The sequence below is a fragment of the Kocuria sp. LUK genome (assembly GCF_021012935.1).
In the GTDB taxonomy this organism is placed as follows: domain Bacteria; phylum Actinomycetota; class Actinomycetes; order Actinomycetales; family Micrococcaceae; genus Kocuria; species Kocuria flava.
In genome coordinates this window covers 30,233-52,028 of sequence record NZ_JAJMZI010000005.1, presented here as the reverse complement: position 1 = coordinate 52,028, position 21,796 = coordinate 30,233, and the positions used below count along the sequence as shown (strand labels likewise).

At 77.6% G+C, this 21,796-nt stretch carries 17 protein-coding genes; 11 read left to right on the top strand and 6 right to left on the bottom strand.

The window, feature by feature from the left end:
• Nucleotides 1-256: 256 nt before the first annotated feature.
• Nucleotides 257-736 (bottom strand): DUF3515 domain-containing protein, encoded by a 480-nt coding sequence (locus LQU92_RS10195; RefSeq protein ID WP_101853116.1) that lies wholly within the window; start codon nucleotides 734-736, stop codon nucleotides 257-259.
• 63 nt (nucleotides 737-799) lie between these two features.
• Between LQU92_RS10195 and thiL the strand changes: the two genes are divergently transcribed.
• The 5 genes from thiL to LQU92_RS10170 are packed head-to-tail and all read left to right on the top strand — an operon-like array spanning nucleotide 800 to nucleotide 7,204.
• Nucleotides 800-1,882: a thiamine-phosphate kinase gene (thiL, locus tag LQU92_RS10190; protein WP_230780471.1), complete on the top strand. Its 1,083-nt coding sequence runs from the start codon at nucleotides 800-802 to the stop codon at nucleotides 1,880-1,882.
• Nucleotides 1,872-2,852: a DAK2 domain-containing protein gene (locus tag LQU92_RS10185; protein ID WP_308071616.1), complete on the top strand. Its 981-nt coding sequence runs from the start codon at nucleotides 1,872-1,874 to the stop codon at nucleotides 2,850-2,852. The genes thiL and LQU92_RS10185 overlap by 11 nt, the downstream gene beginning before the upstream one ends.
• A gap of 7 nt (nucleotides 2,853-2,859) precedes the next feature.
• Nucleotides 2,860-5,169: an ATP-dependent DNA helicase RecG gene (locus tag LQU92_RS10180; RefSeq protein WP_230780469.1), complete on the top strand. Its 2,310-nt coding sequence runs from the start codon at nucleotides 2,860-2,862 to the stop codon at nucleotides 5,167-5,169.
• 37 nt (nucleotides 5,170-5,206) lie between these two features.
• On the top strand, nucleotides 5,207-5,839 hold the full coding sequence (locus LQU92_RS10175; protein ID WP_101852119.1) for an RsmD family RNA methyltransferase: 633 nt from the start codon (nucleotides 5,207-5,209) through the stop codon (nucleotides 5,837-5,839).
• Nucleotides 5,840-5,866: 27 nt separating this feature from the next.
• Nucleotides 5,867-7,204 (top strand): UDP-glucose/GDP-mannose dehydrogenase family protein, encoded by a 1,338-nt coding sequence (locus LQU92_RS10170; protein ID WP_101852120.1) that lies wholly within the window; start codon nucleotides 5,867-5,869, stop codon nucleotides 7,202-7,204.
• 29 nt (nucleotides 7,205-7,233) lie between these two features.
• On the opposite strand, the gene LQU92_RS10165 is transcribed toward LQU92_RS10170, so the two are convergent.
• On the bottom strand, nucleotides 7,234-8,457 hold the full coding sequence (locus LQU92_RS10165; RefSeq protein ID WP_101852121.1) for an aminotransferase class I/II-fold pyridoxal phosphate-dependent enzyme: 1,224 nt from the start codon (nucleotides 8,455-8,457) through the stop codon (nucleotides 7,234-7,236).
• Between the two features lie 83 nt (nucleotides 8,458-8,540).
• On the opposite strand from LQU92_RS10165, the gene coaD reads away from it, so the two are divergent.
• The 5 genes from coaD (at nucleotide 8,541) to mutM (ending at nucleotide 11,558) form a co-directional block, all read left to right on the top strand.
• A complete protein-coding gene (coaD, locus tag LQU92_RS10160; protein WP_058859100.1) occupies nucleotides 8,541-9,008 on the top strand; it encodes a pantetheine-phosphate adenylyltransferase in 468 nt (155 codons plus the stop codon).
• Nucleotides 9,009-9,158: 150 nt separating this feature from the next.
• Complete coding sequence (locus LQU92_RS10155) at nucleotides 9,159-9,674, top strand: DUF177 domain-containing protein (RefSeq protein WP_230780467.1); 516 nt, start codon at nucleotides 9,159-9,161, stop codon at nucleotides 9,672-9,674.
• Between the two features lie 2 nt (nucleotides 9,675-9,676).
• Nucleotides 9,677-9,880 carry a 50S ribosomal protein L32 gene (gene rpmF, locus LQU92_RS10150; RefSeq protein WP_058859099.1) on the top strand — a complete coding sequence of 68 codons (204 nt, stop codon included), beginning with the start codon at nucleotides 9,677-9,679 and terminating at the stop codon, nucleotides 9,878-9,880.
• Nucleotides 9,881-9,885: 5 nt separating this feature from the next.
• Complete coding sequence (rnc, locus tag LQU92_RS10145; RefSeq protein WP_101852122.1) at nucleotides 9,886-10,584, top strand: ribonuclease III; 699 nt, start codon at nucleotides 9,886-9,888, stop codon at nucleotides 10,582-10,584.
• Nucleotides 10,585-10,616: 32 nt separating this feature from the next.
• On the top strand, nucleotides 10,617-11,558 hold the full coding sequence (gene mutM, locus LQU92_RS10140; RefSeq protein ID WP_101852123.1) for a bifunctional DNA-formamidopyrimidine glycosylase/DNA-(apurinic or apyrimidinic site) lyase: 942 nt from the start codon (nucleotides 10,617-10,619) through the stop codon (nucleotides 11,556-11,558).
• 54 nt (nucleotides 11,559-11,612) lie between these two features.
• On the opposite strand, the gene LQU92_RS10135 is transcribed toward mutM, so the two are convergent.
• The 3 genes from LQU92_RS10135 to LQU92_RS10125 are packed head-to-tail and all read right to left on the bottom strand — an operon-like array spanning nucleotide 11,613 to nucleotide 16,640.
• Nucleotides 11,613-12,776 (bottom strand): NAD-dependent epimerase/dehydratase family protein, encoded by a 1,164-nt coding sequence (locus LQU92_RS10135; RefSeq protein ID WP_374229686.1) that lies wholly within the window; start codon nucleotides 12,774-12,776, stop codon nucleotides 11,613-11,615.
• A complete protein-coding gene (locus LQU92_RS10130) occupies nucleotides 12,773-15,559 on the bottom strand; it encodes an alpha/beta fold hydrolase (protein WP_230780465.1) in 2,787 nt (928 codons plus the stop codon). Before LQU92_RS10130 ends, LQU92_RS10135 begins: the two co-directional genes overlap by 4 nt.
• A 55-nt stretch (nucleotides 15,560-15,614) precedes the next feature.
• Nucleotides 15,615-16,640, bottom strand: a complete 1,026-nt coding sequence (locus LQU92_RS10125) for a 3-oxoacyl-ACP synthase III (protein WP_058859095.1) — start codon at nucleotides 16,638-16,640, stop codon at nucleotides 15,615-15,617.
• 247 nt (nucleotides 16,641-16,887) lie between these two features.
• Here LQU92_RS10125 and smc point away from each other — a divergent pair, with 247 nt between their 5' ends.
• Nucleotides 16,888-20,508, top strand: a complete 3,621-nt coding sequence (gene smc / locus LQU92_RS10120; protein WP_230780463.1) for a chromosome segregation protein SMC — start codon at nucleotides 16,888-16,890, stop codon at nucleotides 20,506-20,508.
• A gap of 27 nt (nucleotides 20,509-20,535) precedes the next feature.
• On the opposite strand, the gene LQU92_RS10115 is transcribed toward smc, so the two are convergent.
• A complete protein-coding gene (locus LQU92_RS10115) occupies nucleotides 20,536-21,741 on the bottom strand; it encodes an MFS transporter (protein WP_101852128.1) in 1,206 nt (401 codons plus the stop codon).
• Between the last annotated feature and the right edge of the window lie 55 nt (nucleotides 21,742-21,796).

Genomic DNA, 21,796 nt, shown 5'->3' with positions numbered 1-21,796 from the left:
GCGTTGGTTCTCCTGTTCCCCCATGCGGACCCGGCTCCGTCCGGGGCCGGCAGCCGGCCGCGCGGCCGGTCCCGGGACCCGGCGCGCACCCCCGTGCGCCCCGGCCGGTCGTCCCGCGCGCCCCGGCCCGCCCCCGGCGCGTGCGGGCCGGGCGGGCGTGCCGGAGGACGGCTGTGCAGTCCACTATGACCGTTTCCCGGCGATTGGCAATAGCGAAGACGGATGTGACGCCGGGAGGAGGAGAGAGGGCGACGGGTCAGAGGCCCTCGGCGGCGTCGGCGAGGTCCACGCACTGGCGCTCCGCGGGGATGCGCTCCACCGCCGAGCCCAGCTCCGTGAGCAGCGTCGAGGAGGCCACCGCCCCGCTGTCGAAGACGACCTCGACGGCCGGGTCGCGCCCGTAGGTCGTCGCCGTCCACGTCTCGCCCTCGTCCTGGCGCAGCAGCCAGTCGACCCCGTTGACGGAGGAGCACGGGTCGGTCGTGGGCCCGGGCGGGGTCACCCCGCACCGGACGACCACCGCGGTCGGGTCCCCGTAGGCCGTCGTCGCCTGGCTCGTCGTCTCCCGGCGGTCGTGGTCGCCGATGCGCTCCGGCACGGCCACCATGGCGGGCGCGCAGCCGGGGTCGGCGGCGTTCTCGGCCGGGTCCACGGTCACCGCGGGGGTGCACCCGCTCAGCAGGGCCGCCAGGGCGAGGGCGGGCGGAAGGGCACGGGCGGGGCGGGGGAGGGCCATGCCCCCAGCGTAATCGGCCCCGGCGCCGGCCGGGGCCCCGGGGCCCGTCGCTAGGATGGCGCCATGACCCGACCCCCGGCGGCCCCCCTGCCCGTCCCGGCGCCCGGCGAGCCGGTCGTCGGCGAGCTCTCCGAGGCGGAGCTGCTGGCCCGGGTGCTGCCGCTGCTCGAGCGCCCCGCCCTCCCGCACGTGCTCACCGGCCCCGGCGACGACTGCGCCGTGGTCGCCGCCCCGGACGGCCGCTTCGTGCTCACCGTCGACACCCAGGTCCAGGACCAGGACTTCCGGCTGGCCTGGCCCTGCGGGACGCCGACCACGGGCTTCGACACCGGCGTGAAGTGCGCCGTCCAGAACCTCGCCGACGTCGCGGCGATGGGCGCGGTGCCCACCGCCGTCGTCGTCTCCCTGACCCTGCCGCCGGCCACGCCCGTGTCCTGGCCCGAGGACTTCGCCCGCGGCTTCGTGGCCGGGTGCGAGGCGATGGGCGCGCACCGCTGCGCCGTGGTCGGCGGGGACCTCGGGGCCGGCCGCGAGCTGTCCGTGACCGCGGCCGTCACCGGCGACCTCGAGGGCCGCGACCCCGTCCTGCGCTCGGGCGCCGCCGCCGGCGGGGTCCTGGCCCTGGCCGGGACCACCGGGCGGGCCGCCGCCGGGGTCGCCCTGCTGGAGGACGCCCGCTACCGCCCCGGCGCCGACCCCCGCCTCGACGAGCTCGCCCGCGCGCAGCTGCGCCCCTGCCCGCCCGTCGCGGCGGGACCGGCCGCCGCGCGCGCCGGGGCGCTGGCCATGATCGACCTCTCCGACGGGCTGCTGCGCGACGCCGGGCGCCTGGCCGCCGCGAGCGGCGTCGTCGTCGACCTCGACGCCGCCGCCGTCGGCGGGCTCGCCCGGCCGCTGGACCCGGCGGCCGCGCTGCTCGACGCCGACCCCCGGGACTGGGTGCTGACCGGCGGCGAGGACCACGGGCTGCTCGCCGTCCTGCCCGCCGGGGCGCCGCTGCCGCGTCCGTTCCGTGCGATAGGCTCGTGTGCGCCCGCGCCCCCGGGACCGGCAGGACCCCGCCCCCGGGTGCTGCTCGACGGACGAGCGCCGGAGCTGGCCCTCGGGCACCGCACCGGCGAAGGATGGGATCACTTTGAACCATAGGATCGGATCGAACGCGGCCGTCATGCGGCGGTGGCTCGACCTGGCCCACCGCGACCTCGTCCGGCACGCCCCCGTCCTCGACGCCCTCAACGTCTTCCCCGTGGCCGACGCCGACACCGGCACGAACCTCGCCGCGACCGTGCGGGCGGCCGCCGAGGCCGCCGCCGTGATCGAGACCACCGACGTCGGGGAGCTGCTCGCCCTCGCGGGCCAGGCGGCCCTCGAGGAGGCCCGCGGGAACTCGGGCACCCTGTTCTCCGTGTTCCTCACCGCCGTGGGGCGCTCCCTCGAGGGCAGCACGCGGCTCAGCGCCGAGACCGCCCGGCTCGCCCTGCACGCCGGGCACGTGCGCGCCTGGAGCGTGCTGACCGACCCCGTGCCGGGGACCATGCTCTCCGTCCTCGAGGCCGCCGCGGCCGTGCCGGTGCCCGAGGACGTCGGGGAGGGGACCAACCAGCAGCTCAAGGACTTCCTGCACGACGTGCGCGCCGCGGCCCTCGAGGCGGTGCCGGCCACCACGGGCCAGCTCGAGGTGCTGCGGGAGACCGGCACGGTCGACGCGGGGGCCCTGGGCATGCTCGTGGTCCTCGACGCCCTCGCCCGCACCGTCGGCGGGGAGGACCTGGTCGCCGAGGCGGCCGTCCAGCGCCTGCTCGACACCGCCGCCGCGGCCGCGCCCCGCCCCGCGGACGCCCCGCACGCCGTGCTCGGCGGCGTCGAGGTGATGTGCACGGTGGAGCTGAGCCCCCTGGACGCCGCCGAGCTGCGCCACGAGCTCAGCGAGGTCGGGTCCAGCGTCATCATGAGCGCCGTGACCGAGGTCGGGGAGGCCTACCGGTGGCGCGTGCACGTGCACGTCGAGCGACCCGAGGACGCCCTGGCCGTCATCTCCCCGCGCGGGGAGCCCGTGGCGCTGTCGGTCACCTCGCTGTCCGAGGCGGCCGGGGCCGCCGGCGCCGAGGACGGCTGAGGCCGCCGTGACCGCACGGCACGGCGGCGGGGCGTTCCCCGACCCGGTCCCCGAGCTCGACCAGCCCCTGGCCCCGCTGCTGGGCCGGGGCACGGCCGAGGCCCTCGACCGGCAGCTGGGCATCACCACGATCGGCGGGCTGCTCGACCACTTCCCCCGCCGCTACATGCCGCGCGGGGAGCTGACCCCCTTCGACGAGCTGCGCCTGGACCAGCAGGTGACCATCGTCGCGGAGGTCGTCTCCACGTCCACCCGCCGGATGCGCTCGCGGCGCGGGTCGATCACCGACGTCGTCATCACGGACCGGGCCTCGGCCGACCCCCGCCGGCTCTTCGCCGACGACGGCGACACCGGCGCCGGCACGGGCGGGACGATGCGCCTGAGCTTCTTCAACGCCTGGACCGCCGCCAAGGACCTGCGCCCCGGGACGCACGCCCTGTTCTCCGGGAAGGTCGGCCTCTACGACCGCGCGCTGACGATGACCAACCCCCACTACGCGATCCTGGACCCCGAGGACCCCGAGGCGGGGGAGACCGCCGAGCAGCGGGCCGAGCGGCCCATCCCCATCTACCCCGCGACCGCTAAGCTGACCACGGACAAGATCGCCCGCGCCGTGCACGCGCTGCTGCCGGTCGTGGACTTCGGGGCCGTGCCCGAACCGCTGCCCGACGCCGTGCTCGGCCGGGAGCGGCTGATGGGCCTCGAGGAGGCCTACCGCCAGGTCCACCGGCCGCGGGACGCCGCCGCCCACGCCGAGGCCCGGCGCCGCTTCCGCTACCAGGAGGCCTTCCTGCTCCAGTGCGCGCTGGCCCGCCGCCGGGCCGAGCTCGCCGCCCACCCCACGACCGCCCGCCCGGGCCGCCCCGGCGGGCTGCTCGCGCGCTTCGACGCCGCCCTGCCCTTCGAGCTCACCGCCGGGCAGGGGGCCGTGGGCGAGGAGCTGGCCGCCGAGCTCGCCGGGTCCCACCCGATGAACCGGCTGCTGCAGGGCGACGTCGGCGCGGGCAAGACCCTCGTGGCCCTGCGGGCGATGCTGCAGGTCGTGGACTCCGGGGCGCAGGCGGCCCTGCTCGCGCCCACCGAGGTCCTCGCGGCCCAGCACCACGCCTCCGTGCTCGCCGCCCTGGGCCCCCTGGGCCGGGGCGGTCAGCTCGACGGCGACCCGGACGGCACCCGGGTCGTGCTCCTCACGGGCTCCGTGGGAGCCGCGGCCCGGAAGCGGGCGCTGCTGGAGATCGCCTCGGGGCAGGCCGGGATCGTCATCGGCACCCACGCCCTGCTCTCCGAGGTCGTCCAGTTCGCCGACCTCGGGCTCGTGGTCGTGGACGAGCAGCACCGCTTCGGCGTCGAGCAGCGCGACCGGCTGCGGGACAAGGCCGGCCGGCCCCCGCACCTGCTCGTGATGACGGCGACCCCCATCCCGCGCACCGTGGCCATGACCGTCTTCGGGGACCTCGACGTCTCCGTCCTGGACCAGCTGCCGGCCGGGCGGCGCCCGGTCACCACGCACGTCGTGGGCCTCGTGGAGCACCCCGCCTGGGAGCGTCGGCTGTGGCGCCGGGCCCGCGAGGAGGTCGAGGCCGGGCGACAGGTCTACGTCGTGGTGCCCAAGATCGGCGAGGACGACGACGCCCCCGCGCCCCGGCCCACCCTCGCCGAGGCGGCCGCCGCCGCGGCGGCGGAGCCCGAGGACGCGGAGGCCCCCCTGGCCTCCGTGGCGTGGCTGGCCGAGCTGCTGGAGCGCGAGCCGGCCCTGGCGGGCGTGCGCACCGAGGTGCTGCACGGGCGCCTGGACCCGGCCGAGAAGACCCGGGTGATGCAGGAGTTCGCCGAGGGCGCGGTCGGGGTGCTCGTGTGCACGACCGTCGTCGAGGTGGGGGTGGACGTGCCCAACGCGACGCTGATGGTCGTGGTGGACGCCGACCGGTTCGGGATCTCCCAGCTGCACCAGCTGCGCGGGCGGATCGGCCGCGGCGGGCACGCCGGGACGTGCCTGCTCGTCACCCGCCGCCCGCCGGAGCACCCCTCCCGGGAGCGGATGGACGTCGTGGCCGCCTCCACGGACGGCTTCGAGCTGGCCCGGGCCGACCTCGAGCTGCGCCGCGAGGGCGACATCCTCGGCGCCGCCCAGTCCGGCGGGCGCTCCACGCTGCGGCTGCTGCGCGCCCTCGACGACGCCGAGCTGATCGAGCGGGCCCGCCGCGACGCCGTCTCGATCCTGGCCGAGGACCCCGGGCTGGACGAGCACCCCGAGCTGGCCGAGGCGATCGGGCGCTACCTCGACCCGGACGCCGAGGCGTTCCTGGACCGGGGCTGAGGCCGGTGCGCGCCCGAGGACGAGCAGGAGGACGCCCGTGAGCAGGATCGTCGCCGGGGCCGCGGGCGGGCTGCGCCTGCGCTCGGTGCCCGGACAGGGCACCCGGCCCACCACCGACCGCGTCAAGGAGGCCCTGTTCGCGCGGCTGGAGGCGTGGAACATGCTCGCCGGCGCCGCCGTCGCGGACCTCTACGCCGGCTCCGGGGCGCTGGGCTGCGAGGCCGCCAGCCGCGGGGCCGCCGAGGTCGCCCTCGTGGAGCGCCACGGCCCCGCCGCCCGGGTGTGCCGGGACAACGCCGCGCTCGTGCACCGTGCCCTGGGCCGCGACGACGTCGTGACGGTCCACCGCGGGAGCGTGGAGACCTACCTCGCCGACCCCGCCGAGGGCCCGTGGGACCTCGTGCTGGCCGACCCGCCCTACCCGCTGGGCGAGCGGGAGCTCACGGCCGTGCTGGCCCGGCTGCCCGGGCGGCTGCGCCCCGGGGGCGTGGTCGTGGTCGAGCGCTCCGCCCGCTCCCCGGAGCCGCGGTGGCCCGCGGGCCTGCGCCGCTTCGCGCACGCCCGCCACGGGGAGACCGCCACGTGGTTCGCCGAGGCGGACGAGGCCCCCGCCGGGGACACGGCCGGGACCCCGCCCGCCGGGACGGGGACCCATGACGATGCATACTGACTACGGTCCGACGACGAGAGGGAATTCATGAAGATCACGGTGCTGGGCACGGGCTACCTGGGGGCCACGCACGCCGCCTCGATGGCGGAGCTGGGCTACGAGGTGCTGGGCGTGGACGTGGACCCCGCGAAGGTGGACGCGCTCTCGCGCGGTGAGCTGCCCTTCCACGAGCCCGGCCTCGCCGAGCTGCTGCGCGAGCACGTCGGGTCCGGCCGGCTGCGCTTCACCACGAGCTACGAGGAGGCCGGCGCCTTCGGCGACGTCCACTTCGTGGGCGTGGGCACCCCGCAGCGCCCGGGCGCGTTCGCCGCGGACATGCGCTTCGTCGACGCCGCCGTGGGCTCGATCGCCGCGGCCGCCACGAAGGACTGCGTGATCGCCGGCAAGTCCACCGTCCCCGTGGGCTCCGCCCGCCGCCTGGCCGGCATCGCCCGCGCCTCCGCCCGCCCCGGCGTGGACGTGCAGCTCGTGTGGAACCCCGAGTTCCTGCGCGAGGGCTTCGCCGTGGCCGACACGCTGCGCCCCGACCGCATGGTCCTGGGCCTGGACGGCGCGGACGGGGACCGTGCCGAGGCCGTGATGCGCCGCGTCTACGCCCGCCAGCTCGAGTCCGGGGTGCCGCTGATCGTCACGGACTACGAGACCGCCGAGCTGGTCAAGGTCGCCGCCAACGCCTTCCTGGCCACGAAGATCTCCTTCATCAACGCCCTGTCCGAGCTCACCGAGGTCGTCGGCGGCGACATCCGCACCCTCGCCGACGCGATCGGTCTGGACGAGCGCATCGGGCGGAAGTTCCTCAACGCCGGCGTCGGCTTCGGCGGCGGGTGCCTGCCCAAGGACATCCGGGCGCTGCGGGCCCGGGCGGCGGAGCTGGGCGTCGAGCAGTCGGTGCGCTTCCTCGCCGAGGTCGACGACGTCAACACCCGCCGCCGCGGGGCCACGGTCCAGGCGGTCACCGAGATGCTGGGCGGGTCCGTGGTCGGCAAGCAGGTCGCGGTGCTCGGGGCGGCCTTCAAGCCCGACTCCGACGACGTGCGCGACTCCCCGGCCCTGGACATCGCCGCGCGCCTGCACTCGATCGGCGCGGAGGTCGCCGTCCACGACCCGAAGGCCAACGCCAACGCCGCGAAGCGCTACCCCCGCCTGGACTACGTGGACTCCCTCGAGGCCGCCGTCACCGGCGCCGAGGTCGTGGTGCTCCTGACCGAGTGGGCCGAGTTCAAGGCCATGACCCCGGCCCAGCTCGAACCGCTGGTGGCCGTGCCCCAGATCCTCGACGGGCGCAACGTCCTGGACCCGCAGCAGTGGGAGGCCGGCGGCTTCACCTACCGCGCGCTCGGGCGCCGCGCCCTGCCGGTGGCCTGACGGGAAGGGCGGTCCGGCGCCCGGCCGGCTCAGCCGGCCAGGCGCCGGACCGCCTCCTCGAGGACCTCCGGGCGCTTGCCGAACGAGAAGCGCATCCAGTCGCCGTAGTCCCCGGCGCGCGCCGCCGAGGCCAGGGCGGAGACCGGCACGCCGACCACCCCCGCCTCCTCGGCCAGCACCGGGGCCAGGGCCGTGGCGTCCGCGGCGCCGTGGCGGGCGCACAGCGCCGAGACGTCGGCCACCACGAAGAACGTCCCCTGCGGCCGGGCCGGGTGCGCCCCGGCCGCCGCCAGCCCCGCGACGAGCACGTCGCGGCGGCGCCGGAAGTCCTCGGTCAGCTCCGCGTAGAACGCGTCGGGGCTGCCCAGGGCCGTGGCCGCGGCCAGCTGCAGCGGGGTCGCCGCGCTGTGCGTGAGATAGGCCTTGGTCGCCCGCACGGCCTCCACGAGCCGCCGCGGCCCGCTGACCCAGCCCACGCGCCAGCCCGTGGCCGAGAAGGTCTTGCCCACGGAGGAGACGGTCAGGGTGCGCTCGAACGCCCCCGGGACCGCGGCCAGCGGCCGGTGCGGGCCGGGGTAGCGCAGGTGCTCGTAGACCTCGTCCGTGACGACCACGCAGTCGTGGGCCGCGGCGAGGGCCGCGACCTGCCCCAGCGCGGCGTCGTCGAGCACCGTCCCCGTGGGGTTGTGCGGGTCGTTGAGCAGCACCATCCGGGTGCGGGGCCCGAACGCGGCCGCGAGCCGGTCGGGCCCGGGCGCGAAGCGGGGCGGCTCGAGGGGCACCGTCACCAGCCGCGCCCCGACGAACGCGGCCACGGCCCCGTAGAGGTCGTAGTGGGGCTCGAGGACCACGACCTCGTCGCCCGGGCGCAGGAAGGCCAGCATGGCCGCGGCGATGCCCTCCGAGGCGCCGACGGTGACGAGCACGCCGTGCTCGGGGTCGACGTCGATCCCGTAGAACCGGGCCTGGTGCTCGGCCACGGCCTCCCGCAGCTGCGGGGTCCCGGCCACGGGGCTGTACTGGTTGCCCCCGCCGCGCAGCGCCGCGACCGCGGCCTCGAGCATCTGCGGGGGCCCGTCGACGTCGGGGAAGCCCTGGCCCAGGTTGATCGCCCCGGTGCGCGCGGCGAGCCGGGACATCCGCTCGAAGACCGTCCCGCCCGGCCGCCCGTCCGCGCCCAGCAGCCCCCCGCCGCGGGCCATGCGCTCCCAGGGCAGGGGAGCGGGGGTCTCGGTCGGTCCGGAGGCGTCCATGCGGCCAGTCTAGGGGGAGGCCCCGCGGCGGGCGGGTGGGGCGCGGGCCGGGCGCCCGGGCCCGCGCCCCTAGGATGGGGCGCATGCGCCGCGCCGTCTGCCCCGGATCCTTCGACCCCGTCCACCTCGGCCACGTCGAGGTGGTCGAGCGCGCCGCGGCGCTGTTCGACGAGGTGGTCGTCGCCGTCTCCACCAATCCGCACAAGCGCTACCGCTTCGACCGGGAGGAGCGCCTCGAGCTCGTCCGGCGCAGCCTCGCCGGCGTCCGGGGCGTCGTCGTCGAGCCCATGGGGGAGGGGCTGCTGGCCGAGTACGCGGCCCGGCGCGGGGCCGTGGCCCTGGTCAAGGGCCTGCGCTCGGGCGAGGACTACGCCTACGAGGTGCCCATGGCCACGATGAACCGCCACCTCACCGGCGTGGAGACCGTGTTCCTGCCCGGGGACCCCCGCTACCTGCACCTGTCCTCCACGCTCGTGAAGGAGGTCCACGGCCTCGGCGGGGACGTGGCCCCGTTCGTGCCCGCGCCGGTGCTGGCGGCCCTCGGCCGCTGAGGCCCGCGCCGCGGGCGCGGTTGAGAACGTGCGGCGCGGCACGCTACCATGGTCCGTCGAGCAGAAATCCACCAGGAGTTTGTCATCAGCCGCGAGAACAGTTCGCCCCTCATCATCGGTGTTCGGGACCTCGAGCACCGTCCGGGGACCATGCGAACCCTGGAGGAGGCCGTGCCCGCGCCGAAGGACTTCGGCAACGCGCTGATCGGCGTCCCGGAGGGATCGGAGATCGCTCTGGACCTCCGCCTGGAGTCCGTCCACGACGGGATCCTGGTCTCGGGCACCGCCGGCGTCGCCGTCCACGGCGAGTGCAGCCGGTGCCTCGACCCGATCGACTACGATCTGGACGTCGACGTGCAGGAGCTCTACGTCTTCGACTCCGCCGGCGAGAGCGGGGAGGAGTCCGAGGACGACCAGTTGTATGACGTTCGGGACGAGAGCATCGACCTCGAACCCATGCTTCGGGACGCAGTGATCACGCAGCTGCCGTTCCAACCGGTGTGCCGGGAGCAGTGCCAGGGATTGTGCGCCCAGTGCGGCGCGCGCCTGGAGGACGACCCGGGGCACCACCACGAGGTGACCGACCCTCGCTGGAGCGCCCTCGCGGGCCTGCTCGAGCAGGACGGCACCCCGGCCCAGACGACCGAACCGAGAGAAGAGAGTTAGCCGTGGCTGTTCCCAAGCGGAAGATGTCCCGCGCGAATACCCGCGCCCGCCGTTCCCAGTGGAAGGCGTCCGCGCCGAAGCTGGTCAAGACCGTCGAGAACGGCAAGGTGACCTACAGCCTGCCGCACCAGGCCAAGGTCGTGACCGACTCCGCCGGGACCGCGCTGTTCCTGGAGTACAAGGGCCGCAAGGTGGCCGACGCCTGACCACGGTGACCCCCACCGAGAGCAGTCAGGACCTTCTGGAGCGTCTCGGCGTCGACATCGACGCCGGGACGCTCCGTTGTGCCCTGACCCACCGCTCCTACGCCTACGAGCACGAGGGCGAGGCCCACAACGAGCGCCTCGAGTTCCTCGGCGACTCGGTGCTGGGCCTGGCCGTCACGGACGAGATCTACCACCGCTACCCGGAGGACTCCGAGGGCAGCCTCGCGAAGATCCGCGCCGCGGTGGTCAGCACCCGCACGCTGGCCGAGCTCGCCCGCTCCCTCGGGGTGGGGCAGCACATCCGGCTGGGCAAGGGCGAGGTGCGCACCCGCGGCCACGAGAAGGCCTCGATCCTCGCCGACACCATGGAGGCGCTCATCGGCGCCGTCTACGTCTGCGCGGGCCTCGAGCCGGCCCGGGCCTTCGTGCTGCGCCTGGTCGTGCCGCTGCTGGAGGCCGGGTTCGTGGTGACCGAGGGCCGGGACTGGAAGACCGAGCTCCAGGAGCTGGCCGCCGCCCGGGGCCTGGGCCCCGTGCGCTACGCGGTGGAGGGCACCGGCCCCGACCACGACCGCCGCTACGAGGCGCGCGCCCTCGTGGGCGGGGCCGAGCACGGCACCGGCACCGGCACCACGAAGAAGGAGGCCGAGCGCTCCGCCGCCGCCCAGGCCTGCGCCGCCCTCGCCGCCCGCACGGGTGTCTGAGCCGGTGCGCACCGGCGCCCCGGGGGAGCCCCGTGCCTGAGCTGCCCGAGGTCGAGGTCGTCCGCCGGGGGGTGGCCCGCTGGGTCGTGGGCCGCACGGTCGAGGAGGTCCGGGTGCTGGACCCCCGCTCGGTGCGCCGCCACGAGGCCGGCCCCGCGCACTTCGCCCACGAGCTCGCCGGCGCGGTCGTGGCCGACGCCGTGCGCCGCGGGAAGTTCCTCTGGCTGCCCCTCACAGGCGCGGACGGCGCGGACCCGCAGGAGGCGCTGCTCGTGCACCTCGGGATGAGCGGGCAGCTGCTCGTCCAGGACGCGGGGCGGCCCGACGAGAAGCACCTGAAGGTGCGCCTGCGCCTCGGACCCCGCCCCGGGGTCCCCGACGAGCTGCGCTTCGTCGACCAGCGGATCTTCGGGGGCATGGTCCTCGACCCGCTCGTGCCCACCGACGACGCCGCTCCCGGCGGCCTCGGGTCCACCGGCCTGCCGCTCGTGCCCGCCCGCGCCGCCCACATCGGGCGGGACCCCCTGGACCCGGCCTTCGACGCCGACGCCGTGCACGCGCGCCTGCGCCGCCGCCGCACCGGGCTCAAGCGGGCCCTGCTGGACCAGTCGCTGGTCTCGGGGATCGGCAACATCTACGCCGACGAGGCGCTGTGGCGGGCCCGCCTGCACTGGGCCCGGCCCACCGACACGCTGCGGCGCCCGGAGACCGTCCGGCTGCTGGACGCGGTGCGGGCGGTGATGGAGCAGGCCCTGGCCGCCGGCGGCACGAGCTTCGACTCCCTCTACGTCAACGTCAACGGGGAGTCCGGGTGGTTCGCCCGCTCCCTGGACGCCTACGGCCGGGCCGGGCGGGCGTGCCGGCGGTGCGCCGAGGAGGGCCGGAGCACGCTGATCGTGCGCGAGCAGTTCATGAACCGCTCCTCCTACCGCTGCCCGGCCTGCCAGCGCACCCCGCGCAACGCCCGGTTCTGAGCCCGGCCGGCCCCTGCGGCCCGCGGCCCCGGGGGAACCGCGGGCCGCGCCCCCTCAGGCGGGCTCGGCGGAGGTGGAGCCCGTGGCGGGCAGGGCCGCGCCGCCGCGGGGGTGGGACCGGTAGTGCTCGGCCAGGCGCGCCATGCCCTCCTCGACCGTGACCTCCGGGCGCCAGCCGAGGACCTCGCGGGTGCGCCGCTGGTCGAACCAGTGCGCCGTGGACAGCTGCTCGGCGAGGAACTCCGTCATGGGCGGCTCGTCCCGGCCCGGGCGCACGGCCCAGACCCGCTCGATCACCCGTCCGGCGAGGCGGGCGGCCCAGCCCGGCACGCGGCGCCGGGGCGGCTCGACGCCGGCGGCGCGGCAGAACCCGGCGATCAGCTCGCCCACCGGCCGCGGCTGGCCGTTGGAGACCACGAACGCCTGCCCGTGGGCCTGCTCGATGCGCTCGAGGGCCCGCACGACCGCCTCGGCGGCGTTGTCGACGTAGGTCGTGTCGATCAGCGCGGCCCCGGCGTCGAGCAGCGGCAGCCGTCCGGCCGCGGCCCGGTCGACGACGCGCTCGACGAGCTGGGTGTCGCCGGGGCCCCACACGATGTGCGGGCGCACGGCGGTCACGCGCAGCTGCTCGCCGTCCGCGTCGAGGGCCAGCAGCTCGGCGGCCGCCTTGGACCGGGCGTAGTGGCCGCGGGCCCGCACGGGGTCGGCGGGGCGGGCGGGCTCGCCCACGAGGGAGGTCCCGGTGTGGGCCACGGAGGGCGAGGAGACGAACACCACGTTGCGGGCGCCGGCGCGCCGGGCGGTCTCCAGCACGGTGCGGGTCCCGGTGACGTTGGTGAGCACGAACTCGTCCCAGTCCCCCGCGAAGGAGACCTTGGCGGCGAGGTGGACGACGTCGTCGACGCCCTCCATCGCCCGGGCCACGGCGTCGGGGTCGGTGACGGAGCCCCGGACCTCCTCGACGTTGCGCTGGTCGGCCAGCGCGGCGTGCCCGCGCTGGAGGAGCCGGACCGTCCACCCCCGGGCGACCAGCCGGCGGGCGACGTGCTCGCCGAGCATGCCCGAGGCGCCGGTGACCAGGACCCGGCGGCCCTGCCCGCGCAGCTCCGGCGGGCCCTGCCCGGCGTCGTGGCTGCCCGCGGGGGGCGGTGCGGCGGCGGCCTCGGCCGCCGCGGGGTCGGGGACGGGGACCTCGGTGCTGCGGTGCTTCGCGCTCACGGGGTGCTGATCCTTCCTCCGGCGAGGGCGGCCTCGGCCCACCCGGCCAGCAGGGCTCGGTCGATCTTGGAGTTGTGCCGCACGTCGGTGGGGTGCTCGGGGAGCACGAGCACCGCCGCGAGGTCCAGGCCCGTGGCCGCCCGCACGGCGGCCCGCACGGCGCCGGCCAGCTCCGGGTCCGCGGGACCGGGGCGCCGCGCCGGCGGGACCGTCTCGGCCACGGCCACGGGCACCTGGCGGCCGCGCGGGCCCACGCCCACGACCGCGACCCGGCCGGTGCCCGGGACGTCCTGGGCCGCGTGCTCGGCGGCCACCGGGGTGCGCACGCCGTCGGCGGTGACGACCACGTGCGCCAGCCGGCCCTCGACCCACAGCCGCCCGGCGGCGTCGAGGTGGCCGACGTCGCCCGTGCGGTGCCAGCCGGGCAGCGCGGTCGCCTCGTGCTCGGTGGCCCACAGCCGGTCGTAGCGGTCCTTCACGTGCGGGGCCCGGGCGAGGATCTCCCCGGTGGTCCCGGCCTCCCGGGTGGGCTCCGTCCCGGGGACGCCGTCGGGGCCCAGGGGGGTGATCGCGAGCTCGGCCCCGGGGACGGGGGCGCCCACGCACACCCCGTTGCCCGCCCCGGCCACGGCCGGGGCGCCGGTGAGCTCGCCGGCGAGGTCCGCGGGCCCGGCGTCGGCGCGGGCCCGGCGGATGCCCTCGAGCGTGACGTCGGTCAGGGGCAGCCCCTCCGTCATGCCGTAGGGGGTGTGCAGCTCGGCCGCGGGCAGCAGCGCCTGCGTGCGCTCCAGCAGCGGCTCGGGCAGCGGGGCGCCGGCGGAGAGCAGCATCCGCACGTCCCCGAGCGCCGCGCGCCCGGCGGGGTCCAGCCCGTCCTGGGTGGCCAGGACGTTGTCGATCGCGGCGGGGGAGAGGAACACCGCGGTGGCGCGGATGGCCGCCGCCGCCTCGGCCAGGGCCCGGGCGGTGAGGGTCCGCGGGGCGGTGACGTCCATGTCGGGGGTGACCGAGGTGACGCCCAGGGCCGGGCCGAGCAGCGCGAACGGGGCGAAGCCGGCCACGAGGCCCGTGCCGGGCACGAGCCCGCACGTCGCCGCCACCGCGTCGCGCATGGCCGCGAGCTGGCGGTGCGTGTAGACCACGCCCTTGGCCGGGCCGGTGGAGCCGGAGGTGAACAGCACCGCCGCGTCGTCGTCGGGGTCCGGGACGGGCAGCTCCGGGTCCGGGGCCGTGCGCAGCAGGCCGGGCACGTCGGCCACCGCGCCCAGGGCCCGCCGGGAGACGGGGTCGAGGTCCTCGACGGCGATCCGGGTGCCGGGCCAGCCCAGCGCGCGGCCGGCCACGAGCGCCCGGCGGATCCCCACCAGCCAGGCGGGGCGCGCCCCGCGCAGCGCGCGGGTGAGGCCCTTGGGCCCGAGTCCGGTGTCGGCCACGACGATCACGGCGCCGATCCGCAGGCACGCGTAGAGCAGCGCGGTCAGCTCCGAGCCGGGCGGGACCATGAGGTTGACGCGGTCGCCGGGGCGCACGCCGGCGGCCGCGAGCCCGGCCGCGAGGCGCTCCACGCGCTCGGCCAGCCCGGCCCAGCTCAGCGACGCGCGCACCGGCGGCGTCCCGTCCGCGGGCCCGTCCCCGGCGGGGGCCATGTCGACGACGGCGAGGCCGGGGTCGGCGCGGCGCTCCTCGAGCCCGGCGTGGAACGGCACGAAGGGCTCCGCCGCGCGGGCGCGCGCCTGCAGGTGGCGCTGACGGCGGGTCGGTCCGGGGCCGAAGCGGTCGGCGAGCCAGGCCAGCACGGGGGTCGCGATGTCCCGGGACTCGGCGACCAGGTGGTTGCCGCCCTCGAAGCGGTGGATGTCCGCGTGCGGGAGCCGGTGCATCAGGTCGGCGAGGTAGCGCTCCTGGAAGACCGGGTCCCCGGTGCCCCACAGCAGCAGAGCGGGGCCCTGCAGCCGGGCCACGCCCGCGGCGATCCGCTCGAAGGACTCGTGCGAGGGGTGGCCCGCGGGCACGGGGATGTCGGCCACGAAGTCGCGGATCGCCCGGCGCCGCTCGCGGGTCGCGTAGGGCGCCCGGTAGGCGGCCCGCACCTCCGGGGGCAGCGGCGGGTCGGCCAGGCGCAGGGTGACGTCCAGGAACGCGGAGGTGCGGTCGGTGAGCAGCCCGTGGGCGGCCGGAGCCAGGGCCAGGCGCAGCGCGGCCGGGATCCGCTCGGCGCCGTCGTGGTGGACGGCGGTGTTCGTGAGGACCGTCCCGGCGTGCACCCCGGGGTGCTCGAGGGCCCAGCCGGAGGAGATCAGCCCGCCCCAGTCGTGGGCGAGGGTCACCACCGGCCCGGGGCCGTCGTCGAGGCCGAGGGCGGCGGTGAGGTCGGCGAGGTCGCGCACCCGGTCGGCGAGGCGCCGGGTCAGGCCCGTGCGCTCGGAGAAGCCCATGTCGAGCTGGTCCACGGCCACCACGCGCCAGGGGTTGGCGGGGTCGGTGGCGGCGGCCAGCACGGTGCGCCACAGGTAGGACCAGGTCGGGTTGCCGTGCACCGCCAGGACCGTCCCGCGCGGGGTGAGCCCGGCCGCCTCCAGGGAGGCGGCGTTGTCCAGCACGTGCCAGCGGCGCCGCCGGCCCGGCACGGGCTCCACGGGGGCCGTGGAGGCCACGGTGAGGGTGCGCGACCAGGCGGGGTCCACCCCCGGCAGCGGCACCTCCGTCCCGGGCAGCCGCGCCCCCTCCGGACCTCGGCCGGCTCCTGCGCGGCGCGGGGGCGTGGACGGTCGGGTGCGTGCCATGGGCGGGGTGCTCCTCACGGGTCGGGGCGGCGGGGTGGTGCGGGTTCTCAGCGGCTCACCAGTCGATCTCCATGTACGTCGCGTTCAGCCCGGAGCCCACGCCCAGCAGCAGCACGCGGTCCCCGGCGCCCAGGGACTCGGCCTCGAGGGCGAGGGTCATGGGCAGCGCGGCCGCGGCGACGTTGCCCCAGAAGGGGAAGGTCACCGGGAAGCGGTCGGGGTCGATCCCGACGTCGGCGAACAGCTTGTTGGTGTGGGACATGGAGACCTGGTGGCCGATGTAGCGGTCCATCTCCTGCCAGTCCCAGCCGTCCGCGTGGGCGTCGTTCCAGGCCTGCTCGAGCAGGCCCACGCCGTGCTTGAGCAGCCCGGTGGCGTCGGTGAACATCCCGTCGAAGCCGCCGATGCACAGGCCGTGGTGCTCGGTCGCGGAGCGGGTCACCGACCCGGCCACGCGGTGGCCCTCCGGGTGGCGGTCGGCGGGTCCCACCACGGCCGCGGCCGCGCCGCAGCCGAGGGTCAGGGTCGCGAACTCCCGCACGACGTCGGCCCGGGTCACGCCGGGGGCCTGCAGCCGCTCGTAGGTCTCGCGGTGCCAGGGCCGGGGGTCCTCGCCGGCGACGACGACGGCGTAGTCGATCGCCCCCGCGTCGATCATCGTGGCGGCGATGGTGAGCCCGTTGACGAAGCCGAGGCAGGCGTTGGTGACGTCGAAGTTCAGCGCGGAGGAGGGCAGCCCCAGGCGGTGGTGGACCGAGACGGAGACCGCCGGCTCGTAGCCGTCGCGGGTCACGGAGGCGTTGATCAGCAGCCCCACCTGCTCCGGGCGCACCCCGGCCTGCTCGAGCGCGGCCTGCCCCGCCTCCACGGCGCCGTCGGTGAAGTGGCGGCCCGGCGCCCACTCGCGCCGCTCCTTCACGCCCGCGAGCCGCTCGAGCAGCCCCTTGGGCATCCTCAGCCGCTCGAAGGTGCCGGCCAGGACCTCGTCGGCCTGCGAGGAGGGGACGACCTCGTCCGCCTCGACCTTCGTGATGGCGAGGAGGGCGGCGTTGCGGTGGCGCATCGTGGAATTACCGGTCAAGGTCTCTGGCTTTCCTTCGGGGCTCGTCGCCGCGCAACGGTCCGGTGCGGGACCGGGCGGGCTGACGGTGCGGGGCTGGTCGGCGCCAGTCTAGTGGCGCGCTCCCGGGGCCCCGGCGCGCACCGGCCGGTTTCTCTGCAGGCTGATCGTCTCACGCCGGGGCGGGCCCCGCCCCCGCGCGGGCCGTCCGGGGGCGCGGCTAGACTCGTGCGGGTCCGAGACCGCCCCCGCCCCTGGAGCCGCCCCCGTGCACCTGAAGACGCTGACCGTGCGCGGGTTCAAGTCCTTCGCCTCGGCCACGACCTTCGAGTTCGAGCCCGGGGTCACCGCCGTGGTGGGCCCCAACGGCTCCGGGAAGTCCAACGTCGTGGACGCCCTCGCCTGGGTGATGGGCGAGCAGGGCGCCAAGTCGCTGCGCGGCGGGAAGATGGAGGACGTGATCTTCGCGGGCACCGCCGGGCGGGCCCCGCTGGGCCGCGCCCACGTGTCCCTGACGATCGACAACGCCGACGGCGCCCTGCCGATCGACTACGCCGAGGTGACGATCTCCCGGACCCTCTTCCGCACCGGCGGCTCCGAGTACGCGATCAACAACCGGCCCTGCCGGCTGCTGGACATCCAGGAGCTGCTCTCCGACTCCGGGCTGGGCCGGGAGATGCACGTCGTCGTCGGACAGGGCCGGCTCGACCGGATCCTGCACGCCAGCCCGGAGGAGCGGCGCGGGTTCGTGGAGGAGGCCGCCGGGGTGCTCAAGCACCGCCGCCGCAAGGAGCGCACCCTGCGCAAGCTCGAGGCGATGCAGGCCAACCTCGACCGGCTCGAGGACCTCACGGCCGAGCTGCGCCGCCAGCTCGCGCCCCTGGGCCGGCAGGCCCGCACCGCCCGCCGCGCCCAGCGCATCCAGCACGACGCCCGCGACGCCCGCGCCCGGCTGCTGGCCGACGACCTCGTGCAGGCCCGCACCGGCCTGGCCGCCGACGAGGAGCTCGAGCGGCGCCTGCGGGCCGAGAGGGACGAGGCGCAGCGGGCCCTCGACGCCGGGCGCGCCCGGCAGGCCGAGGTCGAGGCGCGCGCCGCCCGGGCGACCCCGGCCCTCAACGCCGCCCGGGACACGTGGTACCGGCTCACCGCCGTGCAGGAGCGCTGCCGCTCGCTGGCGCGCCTGGCCGCCGAGCGCCGCCGCCTCCTGGGCACCGCCGAGGCCCCCGCCGAGCCCGCCCGCGACCCCGGCCGGCTGGCCGCCCAGGCCGCCCGCACCCGCGAGGAGCAGGCCCGGCTGCTCGAGCAGGTCGAGGACGCCACGGACGCCCTGGCCGCCGCGATCGAGGACCGCGAGACCGCCGAGGCCGCCGCCCGGGACCAGGACGCGGTGGTCACCGGGCTGCTGCGCGCCGCCGCGGACCGGCGCGAGGGCGCGGCCCGGCTCACCGGGGCCGTGGCCGCCGCCCGCTCCCGCGTCGAGGCCGCCGAGCAGGCCCTGGCCCGGCTGCACGAGGCCCACGCCGGTGCCGGGGCGCGCCGGGAGGGCGCCGGGGCGGAGGCCGACCGCCTGCGCCTGGCCGCCGGGCGCGCCGCCGAGGCCGCCGCGACCGCCCGCGCCGCCCACGACGAGGCCGCGGCCGCCCACGACGCCGCGCGCACCGCGGCCCGGGAGGCCGGGGCCGCGGCGCAGGAGCTGCTGCGCGCCCACGACGCCCAGGCCGCGCGGGCCGAGACGCTGCGCGCCGCGCTGCGCCAGCCCGACGGCTCGGCGGCGGTGCGCGCGGCCCACCCCGAGGACGTCGTGGGCGCCGTGGCCGAGCTCGTGGGCGTCGCCCCGGGCTGGGAGCGTGCCGTGACCGCCGCGCTCGGCCCGCTCGCGGACGCGCTGGCCGTGCGCTCCCACGGGGCGGCCCTCGGCGTGCTCGCCACCCTGCGCGAGGCCGGCCGCGGCCGGGTGCAGCTGCTCGTGGCCGCGGCCGGGACCGGCCCCGAGGCCCCCGCGGTACCGGAGCTGCCCGGCGCGCTCGCCGCCGTGGACGTGCTGCGCGCCCCCGGCGGCGCGGCCCGGGACGCGGACGACGACGCCGGGCGCGCGGCCGCCGCGGTGCGGATGGCGCTGGCCCGCACCGTGCTCACGGAGGACCCCGCCACCGCCGCCCGTGTCGTCGCCGCCGACCCGCGGCTGACGGCCGTCACCCGCGACGGCGACGTGCTCACCGCCCTCAGCGCCCGGGGCGGGGCCGCCGAGGCCGCGGGCACGCTCGAGACCCGCGCCGCGGCCGAGCGCGCCGAGGCCGAGCGCGCCGCCCTGGCCGGGCGCCTGCACGCCGCCCGGGAGGCCGAGACCGCCGCGGCCGCCGCGCGCACCGCCGCCCGCGCCCGGGCCGAGGCCGCCGCGGCGGCCCTGCGCACGGCCGAGCGCGACGCCGACCGGGCCGCCGCCGAGCTCGACCGGGTGCGGGCCGTGCTCGGCTCCGCCGAGGCCGAGACCCGCCGCGCCGACGACGAGCTCGCCGCCGCCCGGGAGCGCCTCGCCGGGGACCAGCGCCGGCTCGAGGAGGCGCTCGGGCGGCTGGCCGCGGCCGAGGCCGAGGACCCCGGCGACGACGAGGCCGCCCAGCTCGAGGCCGCGGCCCGGCGCGAGGAGGCCCAGCGGGGCGCCTCCGCGGCCCGCGCCGCCGAGACCGAGGCGCGCCTGGCCCTGCGCTCCCTCGAGGAGCAGGCGAGGGCCCTGGGCGCCCGCGCGGCCTCCCAGGAGCGGGCCGCCGCCGCCGAGCGCCGGGCCCGCGAGGAGGCCGAGCAGCGGGCCCGCCGGCGCCGCGCGCAGGCGCGCACCGCCGAGGCGGTGCACGCGGCGGCCGAGGCCCTGCTGGCCCGGGTCGCGGGCTCCGTGGCCGCCGCGGAGGCCGCCCGCGAGCGCGCGGAGGCGGTGCGGGCCGGGCTGGACGCCGAGCTGACCGACCTGCGCGCCGGCAACGACCGGCTCGCCGCCCGCGTCGCCGAGCTCACCGACTCCGTGCACCGCGACGAGCTCGCGCGCACCCAGCGGCGCACCCGCGTCGAGGCGCTCGAGGCCCGCTCCCTCGAGGAGCTCGGCCTGACCCCCGACGCCCTCGTGGAGCACTACGGCCCGCACCTGCCGGTGCCCGCCGCGACCGGCGCCGAGGACGGCGCGCCGGGGACGGACGGGCAGGAGACCCTGTTCGCGGAGGAGCCGGGCACCGCCTACGTGCGCGCCGAGCAGGAGCGGCGGCTGCGCCGGGCGGAGAAGGAGCTGGCCGCGCTGGGGCGGGTCAACCCGCTCGCGCTCGAGGAGTTCGCCGCCCTGGAGGAGCGCCACCGCTTCCTGGCCGAGCAGCTCGAGGACCTCCGGCGCTCCCGGGCGGACCTGCGCGCCATCATCCGCGACGTCGACCGGCACGTCGAGGAGGTCTTCGGCGCGGCCTTCGCCGACACCGCGGCGCAGTTCGAGCAGGTCTTCGCCACCCTCTTCCCCGGCGGGGAGGGCCGGCTGCGGCTGACCGACCCCACCGACCTGCTCAGCACGGGCATCGAGGTCGAGGCCCGGCCGGCCGGCAAGAAGGTCAAGCGGCTGTCCCTGCTCTCGGGCGGGGAGCGGTCCCTGACCGCGATCGCGCTGCTCGTGGCGATCTTCCGGGCCCGGCCCTCCCCGTTCTACGTCATGGACGAGGTCGAGGCCGCCCTCGACGACCGCAACCTCGGGCGGCTGCTGACCGTGCTGCAGCAGCTGAGGGAGACCTCGCAGCTGATCGTCATCACCCACCAGAAGCGCACGATGGAGATCGCCGACGCCCTCTACGGGGTCGCCATGCGCGGGGACGGGGTGACCACGGTCGTCGGCCAGCGCCTCGCCGAGCTGCGCTGAGGCCGGCGCCGCGCCGGGGCCGGCGGCTCAGTCCGCGGCGCGCGGCAGGGTGTCGCGCACGGGCAGCCACGCAAGGGCGGCCAGCAGCATCAGGGCCCCCGAGACCCCGAAGGCCCACCCGAAGCCGGCGGCGTCGGCCAGCGCCCCCGCCACGACCGGCCCCAGGATCTGCCCGGCGTCCGCGCTCATCTGGTAGCGGGCCAGCACGGGCCCGCCCGAGCGGTCGGGGCCGATCACGTCCGCGACCGCCGCCTGCTGGCCGGGGTTCATGGTGCCGGAGCCCATCCCGGCCACCAGGGACAGGACCACGAAGGTCACCACGTCCCCGGACAGACCCAGGGCCGTGGTCGCCACCCCGTTGACGACCAGCCCCACGAGCACGAGGGGCCGGCGGCCGAACCGGTCGGTGAGCCGGCCGGTGACCGTCAGCGCCAGCGCGTTGCCGGCCGCGAAGACCGCGAGCGCCAGGCCGGCCACGCCCGGGCCCGCGCCCAGGACCGCGACGGCCAGCAGCGGCACGAGGGCCACGCGGATGCCGTAGGAGGTCCACCCGTTGGCGAAGTTCGAGGCCACCGCCGCCCGGTAGGCGCCCACCGACCACGCCTCGCGCGGGGTCAGCACCGGCTGGGCGGCGCCCGCGCGGCCCTCGCCGAGGACCTCGTCCCTGAGCCGGAAGTGCACCACGGCCACGGCCACCAGCAGCGCCGCGGCGTAGATCAGGAACGGCGCCTGCAGCCCCAGCCCCGCCAGCAGGCCCCCGATCACGGGCCCGAGGACGCCGCCGAGCAGGAACGCGCTCGCGTAGTAGCCGGAGACCCGGCCGCGCATCCGGGGCGGGGCCAGGCGCACGATCAGCCCCATCGCGGAGATGGTGAACATCACGGACCCGATCCCGCCCAGGCCGCGGAAGACCAGCAGCTGCCAGTAGGACTGCGCGAACGCGGTGGCCGCCGAGGAGACCGCCACGACGAGGACGCCCACCACGTAGGTGGGGCGCTCGCCGATCCGGGCCAGGATCCGCCCGCCGGCCGGGGCGAAGAGCAGCCGGGCGAGGGCGAAGGCGCTCACCACGGCGCCCGCGGCGGAGACGCCCACGCCGAAGGTCGTGGCGAACTGCGGGAGCACGGGGGCGACGATGCCGTAGCCCACGGCGATCACGAAGGCGGCGGCGATGAGCACCGTGATCTGCTGGGGCACGCGGTCACGGTCGGGGGCGGCGGGCTGGGTCGGCACCCGACGAGTCTAGTGACCGCCCGGGACCGGCGGGGACGGTGTGAGAAGCTTCTGT

Excerpts from the sequence above, each read along its gene's own strand:
- LQU92_RS10195 (WP_101853116.1), bottom strand. The coding sequence starts at position 736 with ATGGCCCTCCCCCGCCCCGCCCGTGCCCTTCCGCCCGCCCTCGCCCTG.
- thiL (WP_230780471.1), top strand. The coding sequence starts at position 800 with ATGACCCGACCCCCGGCGGCCCCCCTGCCCGTCCCGGCGCCCGGCGAG.
- LQU92_RS10170 (WP_101852120.1), top strand. The coding sequence starts at position 5,867 with ATGAAGATCACGGTGCTGGGCACGGGCTACCTGGGGGCCACGCACGCC.
- LQU92_RS10165 (WP_101852121.1), bottom strand. The coding sequence starts at position 8,457 with ATGGACGCCTCCGGACCGACCGAGACCCCCGCTCCCCTGCCCTGGGAG.
- coaD (WP_058859100.1), top strand. The coding sequence starts at position 8,541 with ATGCGCCGCGCCGTCTGCCCCGGATCCTTCGACCCCGTCCACCTCGGC.
- LQU92_RS10155 (WP_230780467.1), top strand. The coding sequence starts at position 9,159 with ATGCGAACCCTGGAGGAGGCCGTGCCCGCGCCGAAGGACTTCGGCAAC.
- LQU92_RS10130 (WP_230780465.1), bottom strand. The coding sequence starts at position 15,559 with ATGGCACGCACCCGACCGTCCACGCCCCCGCGCCGCGCAGGAGCCGGC.